This is a genomic window from Glutamicibacter sp. AOP12-B1-11 (genome assembly GCF_052379245.1).
Taxonomy (GTDB): domain Bacteria; phylum Actinomycetota; class Actinomycetes; order Actinomycetales; family Micrococcaceae; genus Glutamicibacter.
On record NZ_JBQSYL010000039.1, the window covers coordinates 19,113 to 28,104 of the forward strand.

An 8,992-nucleotide genomic window follows, 5' to 3' on the forward strand; every position below is an offset into this window, starting at 1 on the left:
AATGATCCTTGGGGGAAAATTGATCGATTGGGACTATTCCGCGCGCTCCGGCGCCTCGTCGGACGTTATTCCGGCAGCACACAAATTTGACTCCTCGGCAGTCGAGAATCCGGCGGACAGCGAAACAGCACTCTTTGCGAGCACCGCACCGGCTCCCGCGCGGACCCTGGTCGATATCATCACCACGACCATGGAGGTCTACCCTTCGGCGCTGGCCCTCGACGACGGAACCTGTGCGCTGAGCTACGCCCAGTTGCGTGTTGAAACCGAAGAATTAGCCAAACGACTGTGGGCCATGGACATCGGCGCCGGGGACCGCGTCGGGGTGCGGGTGCCTTCGGGTTCCAAGAATCTCTACGTCGCCATTTTGGGCACCCTCTTCGCCGGGGCGGCCTACGTCCCGGTGGACGCCGACGAGCCCGAGGATCGCGCCACCACGGTGTGGGAGGAAGCCGGAGTCTGCGTGGTCATCGGCGAGAACCTGGCCATCACCCACCGCGCGGGAGTGCGCACGCAAGGCAATAGCCCGTTTCCCACCCCGGTCGATGACGCGTGGATCATCTTCACCTCCGGTTCCACCGGAAAGCCCAAGGGCGTGGCCATCACCCACCGATCGGCGGCCGCCTGGGCCGATGCGGAGGCCGAGATGTTCCTCCAGGATGCCCCGCTGACCCGCGGGGACCGGGTGCTGGCCGGACTTTCTGTCGCCTTTGACGCCTCCTGCGAGGAAATGTGGCTCGCCTGGCGCCACGGGGCCTGCCTGGTTCCGGCGCCGCGGGACATCGTGCGCTCCGGCGCCGACCTCGGCGACTGGCTCGGCGAGCGCAAGGTCACCGTGGTCTCCACCGTTCCCACGCTCGCAGCCCTGTGGCCGGCGGAAACCCTGGAGAATATCCGCCTGCTGATTTTCGGCGGCGAAGCGCTCCCGCCGGAGCTGGTCGAGCGCCTGGCCGGTCCAACCCGCGAGGTTTGGAACACCTACGGGCCGACCGAAGCCACGGTGATCGCCTGCGGAGCGCCCGTGGCTGGCGGTGGTCCGGTCAGCATCGGCTTGCCGCTGCGCGGCTGGGACCTGGCCGTGGTTGACGCCGAAGGCTTTCCGGTGCCCTGGGGCTCGGAGGGTGAGCTGATCATCGGCGGCGTGGGCCTGGGACGCTACCTCGACCCGCAGAAGGACGCGCAGAAGTACGCCCCGATGCCGACCCTGGGCTGGGAGCGGGCCTACCGTAGCGGGGATATGGTCCGCGCCGAGCGCGACGGGCTGCTTTTTGTGGGCCGCGCCGACGAGCAGGTCAAGCTCGGCGGGCGCCGCGTGGAACTCGGCGAGATCGACGAGGCGTTGGCGGCGCTGCCCGGCGTGGCCCAAGCGGCCGCGGCGGTGCAGTCCACCCCGAGCGGAAATAAGGTGCTGGCCGGCTACCTGGTTCCCGAACTCGGTGCCGCCCTCGACCTGGCGGCCTGCCGATCCCGACTCGCCGAATTCCTGCCCGCCCAGCTGGTCCCCGCGCTGGGGCAGGTCACCGAGCTGCCGCTGAAAACCTCCGGCAAGGTGGACCGCAAGGGGTTGCCCTGGCCGCTCCATGGCGCCACGGAAGAACCGATTGGGCATCGGCTCACCGGCACCGAAGGCTGGGTTGCCGAGATCTGGACCGAGCTGCTCGGCCCGGTGGCTTTGGATGCGGACAGCGACTTCTTCGCCGCAGGCGGCGCCAGCGTGGCGGCGGCCCAACTGGTTGGCGTGCTGCGCACCCGCCACCGGCAGGCGTCCATCGCCGATATCTATAACCGGCCCACCCTCGGCGCGCTGGCGGCACATCTGGACGCCCAGGGAACCACCGAGGCAACGGTCCGCGAACAGCGGCCAACCGGATGGTGGATCGGGTTGGTGCAGGCACCAGTCATCGGTGCCCTGTACTCGATCATCGGTTTGCGCTACGTCACCGGCATGGCATTGGTGTGCTGGATCCTGTTCAACTTCATGGATGCCAGCTGGGTTCCCAACCCGCCGCTGATCCCGCTCCTGGCGGCCTGGGTGGTGCTCTACACCTTGCCCTTCCGGGTGCTGCTGGTCGTGGTTTCGGCCCGCCTGCTGCTCGCCGGGGTGCACGCCGGTGCCTACCGGCGCGGCGGCGGCGTGCATCTGCGCCTTTGGGCGGTGGAGCGCATCGTGACCTTCGCAAAAGTCGAAGCGCTGATGGGCACGCCGCTGGCACCGTGGTACGCCCGCGCCCTGGGCAATAAGATCGGCAAGAATGTGCACCTCGACGCCATGCCTCCCGTCACCGGGCTGGCCCGCATCGGCTCGGACACGGCCATCGAATACGAGGTTGACCTCGCCGGGCATTGGCTCGACGGGGACACTCTGCGCATCGGGCAGATCGACATCGGCCAGCGGGTGCGCATCGGCACCCGTTCAACTGTTAACCCCGGCGCGCGGATCGGCAACGGGGCGGAGATCGAGGCCGGCAGCAGCGTGGACGGAACGGTTGGGCCCAATGAGCTCGTCTCGGGCTCCCCGCTGGAATATGCAGGCGTCGCGGGCGACAGCTGGCCGCAGGCCGAGCCCCGCGCACCGCGCCACGGCTTCCGCGCCGGCCTCGGCGGGCTCTACGCGCTGGGCCTGGGCTATCTGGCCCTGCTCCCGATGCTCTCGGTGCTGCCCGGCGGGCTGCTCCTGTTCTCGCTGATCGATGGCGGCTCCGCGCTGGGCGAAGTGCTCTGGCAGCTGGCCGCTTGGGCACCGGTGTTCATCGTGCTGATGGTGCTCAGCTTCGCCGGCCTCACCGCGCTCAGCGTCCGGCTGCTGGCCCGCTTGCTGACTCCCGGCTTCCACAGCGCCCACGGCCTCACCGCCTGGGCCTGCTGGCTGAGCAACCTGCTGCTGGCCAAGTCGCTGATGTCCCTGTACCCGATCTACGCAAGCATCATCACCCCGCTGTGGCTGCGGATGCTCGGCGCCAAGGTCGGGGCGCACACCGAAATCTCCACCCTGGAAACCATCCCGCACCTGACCACGCTGGGCGACCGCTGCTTCATGGCCGATCACTCGTTGGCCTCCCATCGGCGAGTTCGCGGCCAGTGGCTGCAGCTGGGGCAGGCAACGGTCGGGGCGAAGTCCTTTGTGGGCAACTCGGCCATCGTCGGGCCGGACACCGTGGTGCCGGCCGATTCGCTGATCGCCGTGCTCTCGTCGGCTCCGCAGGACATGCCGGTCGCGTCAAACTGGTTTGGCCGCCCGGCCATGGAACTGCCCCGCCCGATAGACAACGCCGAATCCGCGCTGACCTACAATCCATCGCGAGGGCTGATGGCCGCCCGCGCCCTGGTCGAGCTTTGCCGCATCTTGCCGATGCTCATCACCAGCTGGCTGGCGCTGGGCACCGTCTGGGTACTCTCGGAGATCTTCGACCGGTCCGGGCTGGCACTCACCTTGCTGCTGTCCGGTCCGGTGCTGCTGGGCTCGGCGAGCATCGCCGCATTGACCGCACTCATCGCCAAGTGGGCGCTGGTCGGCCGTTTCCGGGCCGAGGAACATCCGCTGTGGACCTCGTTCATCTGGCGCAACGAGCTGGCAGACGTATTCAGCGAGTCGCTGGCCGTGGCGGGAGTGGTGCGCATGAGCCTGGGCACCCCGATGCTCAATTTATGGTTTCGCCTGCTCGGCGCGCGCATTGGCCGCCGAGTCTGGTGCGAAACCTGGTGGCTGCCGGAGCAGGACCTGATCAGCATCGGCGACGGAGCAAGCATCAACCGCGGCACCGTGCTGCAGACCCATCTCTTCCATGACCGCATTATGCGCCTGGAGGAGGTGCACCTCGGCGCGCAGGCAACATTGGCACCGAACGGGGTGATCCTGCCCGGTAGCCGAATTGGCGATGCGGCGGCAATCGGCCCCTGCTCGCTGGTGATGCGCTCGGAACAGGTTCCCGCCAACGGGCGTTGGCGCGGCAACCCGATCCGCAGCTGGTCCTGAACCGCTTCCCGACATCGAATTTGGAGAGTTATCACATGCACCAGCAGATCGAGCGCGCCCCGAACCCGGCGCCGCAGTCGCGGCTCGCGGGGATCGACGCGGCCCGCGGCCTAGCCCTGTTGGGCATGATCGCCATCCACGTGCTGCCAGCCAGCAGCGAAGCCTTCGAACCCACGCTGATCTGGCGGATCGCCGCGGGCACCTCCGCGGCCCTGTTCGCGCTGCTAGCCGGGGTCGGCCTGAGCCTGGGCGCAAGAACTGCGGGCCATTCGGCGCTCGAACTGGCCGGGGCGCGGGCCGCGCTAGCTACCCGCGCGGCATTCATGCTCTGTTTGGGCCTGCTGCTGGCGCTCATCGATATGCCTGCGTTCATCATCCTCGGCTATTACGGGGTGATGTTTGCCCTGGCCATCCCGTGGGTCTCACGCAGCGCGGCAACCCTCGGCTTCGCGTGCCTGGGCTTTGCTACCCTAGGCACCATTTTCACTTGGCAGCTGGGCGCTTCGCTGCCCCACCTGGATGGCATCGATCCGTCGCTGACCACACTCTTCACCGAACCCGGGGCGACGCTCAGCGCACTGCTGTTCACCGGAACCTACCCGGCGGTGCCGTGGATGAGCTATATCTGCGCCGGCATGGCACTAGGCACGCTGAACTTACGCTCCAAGGATCTGCAACTGCGCCTGCTGCTGACCGGGCTGGGCCTCTGGCTAGCAACCTGGGCCAGCTCGGCGCTGCTGCTCGGCCCCTTGGGCGGCAGGTCTGCGCTGATCAAGTCGACCGAAGGTTGGCTGAGCGCCGCCGAGGTCGATGAATCACTGAGCTTCGGGCTGCCCTCAGGGGTTCCGCTAGATTCCGCCTGGTGGCAGGTGGCGCTCGCCCCGCACTCGAATATGCTCTTCGAAACGCTCAACACCCTTGGCGTCGCGCTGCTGGTTTTCGCCGTCGCCCTGATGCTCGGCCAACGAGTCGCCTGGCTGCTGCGCCCGCTGGGCATCCTCGGCTCGATGACGCTCACGCTCTACACGCTGCACCTGCTGTTGCTGGCCACCGGCTTGGGCGCGCAGCATCCGGCGAGCTCCTGCTCCCTGCAGATCGGCGGCGCACTGCTGTTCGCGGTACTTTGGAAGAACGTTTCGGGGCTCGCCCAGGGCCCCTTGGAGCACCTGGTCGGTTCACTGGCCCGAAACGCTCGCTCCCGGGCGCGCCGACGCCGGCGCGTGGCTCCGTAGCGAAGACGCGCAACGTGTCAAGGATTGCACCGCACCGTGCGGGTAGGCGATACTCGGAGCCGTGGATACCGAACGCGAGCTCGCCGGCCAGGCCCTGTATGAAAGCCGGCTCAAGACACTGAACGGGCTGATGATGCCCGATGCCCCGGCCTGGCAGGAACTGAGCGACGAGGTCCGCGAACGCTGGTGTTCCTACGCGGATGCCGGGCAGAGCTGAACCGCAACCCATGCGCATCCTGGTCACCGGCTTTGAGCCCTTCGGAACCGACACCCACAACGCCAGCGCCGAGATCGTGCGCCGGCTGCCGGCCACGGCCGGCGAACACCAGATCGTGACCGGACTCCTGCCGGTGTCCTTCTCCCGCGCATTCCCGACCCTGGGCGAGTTACTTCGCACACACCAGCCCGACGCGCTGGTGCTGCTCGGCGAGGCCGGCGGACGCACCGAGATCAATCTGGAGCGCTGGGCGGTCAACGAGAACAATGCGCGCATCGCCGATAACGACGGCCACCAACCGGCCGGCGAGCGCATTGCCCCCAACGGTGCACACCGCCGCGAAGCAACGCTGGAAACACCTAGTCAGCTTCGGGTCAGCGAGGATGCCGGCAGGTTCTTGTGCAACCATATCGCCTACCACGCCTACGGTTTGGGGATCCCGGCGCAATTTATCCACGTCCCCGCATGGCGCCCCGGCAACGCGCGGGCGCTGGTTGGCGCGGAGACCGATGACGCCGCCGGGCAGCGCAGCGCTCTGGGCCTGGCGGAGCTGGTCGAGTCGCTCACCGAGTACTTGTTGGGCCTCCGCTTTCGCGGCTAGGCCCGGCACTGGCTACCGTTGAGCCTATGAGCTTGACGAACCTATCCCCGCGCCAGCAGTTTGCCGCCGGCCGGGTCGCGCTGCGCCTGGCGAACCTGTTCGGCGGGCTGCTGCTCTTCGCGTTGGCGATGGCGCTGATGGTGCGCGCCGATCTGGGCGTGGACCCGTGGAACGTCTTCCACCTGGGCATCACCCACCACGTGCCGCTGTCGCTGGGCACCGTGGTGATCCTCGTGGGCGTTCTGATGCTGCTGACCTGGATCCCGATGAAGCAGTGGCCGGGGCTCGGCACCGTGGCCAATGTCTTTGTCATCGGCCTGGCCCTGGACCTCTTTCTGCTCATCCTTCCGCAGGTCTCCGGGCTGGGCTGGCAGATCCTCACGCTGCTCGGCGCGATCGCGATCAACGGGCTGGGCGGTGCGATGTACATCGGCAGCCACTTCGGCGCCGGGCCGCGCGACGGGTTGATGACCGGGCTGCACCTGCGCACCGGGTTGAGCATCCGGCTGGTGCGCACCAGCATCGAGCTGCTGGTGCTGGGCATCGGCTGGCTGCTCGGCGGCCCGGTGGGCCTGGGCACGGTGGCCTATGCGCTGCTCATCGGTCCCGCCACGCAGTTCTTCTTCCGCTTCACCATCATCAAACTAGGCGCCACCGGCGCGCGGATCTGAGGCCAGTTCGCCCAGCGCCGCGATGACCATGGCTTCCACGCCGCGGGCCAGGGTCGGCTCGATCAGCGGGGCGAAATGCGGCGAATGGTTCGCCGCCGCCTTGCCTTCCGCGTAGGCCTGCGGGTCCATTCCGCCGAGCAGCCAGTAGCTGTAGGGCACGCCGAACGCGTCGGGGATCCGGCTGAAGTCCTCCGAGGCGCTCTGCCGGCTGGCGTTGCCCACCGTCCCGAAGTACGCTTCGAAGGCCGCGCTCACCCGCTCGGTGACCGCCTCGTCGTTGGCGGTCAGCGGGAACTGGTCGTAGTACTCGAACTCGGGTTCCACCGGGGAGCCGGCCGCCGCGCACTCCCCGCGGACGATCCGCTCCACCGCGGACGATCCGCTCCACCGCGGCGATCAGCGTTTCGCGCACCGCATTGTCGTAGCTGCGCAGGTTCAGCAGCAGCGTCGCCCTATCCGCGATGATATTGGACTTCGTGCCCACCTGCACCGAACCGATGGTCAGCACCGCGAATTCGCCGGGCTGCACCTCGCGGGAGACCACCGACTGCAGGCGCAGCACGATCGCCGCGGCCAGCACCACCGGGTCCACCGACAGCTGCGGCATCGAACCGTGTGCCCCCTGGCCGTGCACGGTGATGCGGATCGAGTCCCCGGCCGAAAGCACCGGGCCGGCGACGGTCTGCAGGCTCCCGGCCGGCTGCGCCATCACATGCTGGGCGAAGGCCACATCGGGGGCGGGGATCTTGTCCGCCAACCCGTCGGCGAGCATCGCCGCGGAGCCCTGCGCGGTCTCCTCGGCAGGCTGGAAGAGCGCAAGGTACGTGCCGGCCCACTGTTCGCGGTGGTCGGCCAGCAGCTTTGCGGCGCCCAGCAGGGCCGCGACGTGCACATCGTGCCCGCAGGCGTGCATCACCCCGTCATTTTCCGAGGCGTAGTCCAGCCCGGTGGCCTCGCGCACCGGCAGTGCATCCATATCCGCGCGGGCCAGCACGGTGCGCCCGGGGCCGTTATCCAGCACGCCGACCACCCCGGTGCCGCCCACCCGATGCACCCGGTAGCCGAACTCTTCCAGCTTGCGGACCACCAGCGCCGAGGTGCGGGTTTCCTCCAGGCTCAATTCCGGATGCCGATGCAGGTCACGATAGGTCTCATGGATCCATTCCAGTTCCGGGTCGAGTTCGGCCAATACCTTGCGTGCGACGTCCATGGGGCTCCCTTTCAGCAGACAAGACCCAATATATGCCCCCGGCGACCCTGCGGAAAGCATATGTCGCGCTCCCCGGTTGCACTGTAAAACCACCAACTCAAGCAATGCTTGAACCATGTACTCCGATTCGGCTCTTCCCGTCGAGGTCAAGCACTACAAGGTCCACGTGGCCGGCGGCCAGCGCCTCGCGATCGTCATTTTCGCCGGTTGCACGACAAAACCACCGGCTCAGGCAATACTTGAATCATGTTTGTCCTTGCGCTCAGCCCGAAGCCGCGCTCCGTCACCGACGTGCAGGCGGCCGCCGAACTCCTCTGGGACCAACTAGAGCACGTGCACGCCCATGCACCGTTCATGGCGCTCAGCGGCCAGCTCTTGCTTGGCGTGCCGCATGACGCGCAGTCGGCTATCGACGCGATCATGCGCTGTGCCCGGTTGAATTTCTGCCACATCGGATTGGGTGTCGGCACGCTCTATGAGCCGGTCCCGGACCAAGCCGACCTCGTCGAAGGCATCGCCCAGCGCCGCGCCCTGGGTGCGCTGGAGGCCGCCACGCATCGCGGGGAACGCGTGCCGATCAGCGTCTCCTGCGGCGATCCGGACCTGGACCTCGAACTCGAAGGCCTGCTGCGCCTGCTCGGCCATTCGGTGCGCACCCGCACCGAGGCCGAATGGGCGGTGGTCGACCTGCTGACCCCCGGTGTGCGCGGCCAGCAGAAGGCCATCGCCGAGGTCCTGGACATCACCCCGCAGGCGGTCTCCGCCGCGATCGTGCGCTCCGGCTACCACGATGAGATCGACGCCCGTGGCGGCATCGCAAGGCTGCTGGAGCTCGCCGATCAGCATTAAAACCACTATATTCGAAGACATTTTCGAACTAATGCGGTAGAATTATAGTATGTCCGAAGCAATGGCGCGACGACATCGCCCACCAACACCGGCGCTGCATCAGGATTTCGAATCGCTGATGGGTCGGCTGCAGAGCAAACTGGCGTGGATCGAAGAACACGGCAGCGAAGCGGAATGCGCCCAAGCCATTGAGGAACTCGAAGAGCTCATCTCCAGCTACCGCTATCACCAGGCGGCCC

The 8,992-nt window shown here is 67.5% G+C and carries 7 protein-coding genes and 2 pseudogenes; 7 read left to right on the forward strand and 2 right to left on the reverse strand.

Translation table 11 applies throughout. From position 1 onward, the window contains the following. The first annotated feature begins 1 nt into the window (after position 1). The 5 genes from ACT3UQ_RS17905 (at position 2) to yczE (ending at position 6,694) form a co-directional block, all read left to right on the forward strand. Positions 2–3,973, forward strand: a complete 3,972-nt coding sequence (locus ACT3UQ_RS17905; RefSeq protein WP_444637650.1) for a Pls/PosA family non-ribosomal peptide synthetase — start codon at positions 2–4, stop codon at positions 3,971–3,973. Positions 3,974–4,008: 35 nt separating this feature from the next. Then, complete coding sequence (locus tag ACT3UQ_RS17910) at positions 4,009–5,205, forward strand: heparan-alpha-glucosaminide N-acetyltransferase domain-containing protein (protein ID WP_105569305.1); 1,197 nt, start codon at positions 4,009–4,011, stop codon at positions 5,203–5,205. 61 nt (positions 5,206–5,266) lie between these two features. After that, positions 5,267–5,422 carry a hypothetical protein gene (locus tag ACT3UQ_RS17915; RefSeq protein ID WP_181148305.1) on the forward strand — a complete coding sequence of 52 codons (156 nt, stop codon included), beginning with the start codon at positions 5,267–5,269 and terminating at the stop codon, positions 5,420–5,422. Further along, complete coding sequence (locus ACT3UQ_RS17920) at positions 5,406–6,023, forward strand: pyroglutamyl-peptidase I (RefSeq protein WP_105569306.1); 618 nt, start codon at positions 5,406–5,408, stop codon at positions 6,021–6,023. The genes ACT3UQ_RS17915 and ACT3UQ_RS17920 overlap by 17 nt, the downstream gene beginning before the upstream one ends. 26 nt (positions 6,024–6,049) lie before the next feature. Further along, positions 6,050–6,694 carry a membrane protein YczE gene (gene yczE, locus ACT3UQ_RS17925; protein ID WP_105569307.1) on the forward strand — a complete coding sequence of 215 codons (645 nt, stop codon included), beginning with the start codon at positions 6,050–6,052 and terminating at the stop codon, positions 6,692–6,694. On the opposite strand, the gene ACT3UQ_RS17930 is transcribed toward yczE, so the two are convergent. Beyond that, complete coding sequence (locus ACT3UQ_RS17930; RefSeq protein ID WP_444637652.1) at positions 6,668–7,063, reverse strand: M20/M25/M40 family metallo-hydrolase; 396 nt, start codon at positions 7,061–7,063, stop codon at positions 6,668–6,670. The two genes, yczE and ACT3UQ_RS17930, sit on opposite strands and share 27 nt — an antisense overlap. A 52-nt stretch (positions 7,064–7,115) precedes the next feature. Continuing rightward, positions 7,116–8,021 (reverse strand): annotated as a pseudogene (locus tag ACT3UQ_RS17935) (amidohydrolase); the annotation flags it as partial. Positions 8,022–8,150: 129 nt separating this feature from the next. Between ACT3UQ_RS17935 and ACT3UQ_RS17940 the strand changes: the two are divergent. Then, a complete protein-coding gene (locus tag ACT3UQ_RS17940; protein ID WP_444637651.1) occupies positions 8,151–8,753 on the forward strand; it encodes a hypothetical protein in 603 nt (200 codons plus the stop codon). A gap of 49 nt (positions 8,754–8,802) precedes the next feature. Next, a pseudogene (locus tag ACT3UQ_RS17945) lies at positions 8,803–8,992 on the forward strand (HNH endonuclease); the annotation flags it as partial.

Bases quoted from the DNA above. Each gene is read 5' to 3' on its own strand.
- ACT3UQ_RS17905 (WP_444637650.1), top strand. From the start codon at position 2: ATGATCCTTGGGGGAAAATTGATCGATTGGGACTATTCCGCGCGCTCC.
- ACT3UQ_RS17910 (WP_105569305.1), top strand. From the start codon at position 4,009: ATGCACCAGCAGATCGAGCGCGCCCCGAACCCGGCGCCGCAGTCGCGG.
- ACT3UQ_RS17920 (WP_105569306.1), top strand. From the start codon at position 5,406: ATGCCGGGCAGAGCTGAACCGCAACCCATGCGCATCCTGGTCACCGGC.
- yczE (WP_105569307.1), top strand. From the start codon at position 6,050: ATGAGCTTGACGAACCTATCCCCGCGCCAGCAGTTTGCCGCCGGCCGG.
- ACT3UQ_RS17940 (WP_444637651.1), top strand. From the start codon at position 8,151: ATGTTTGTCCTTGCGCTCAGCCCGAAGCCGCGCTCCGTCACCGACGTG.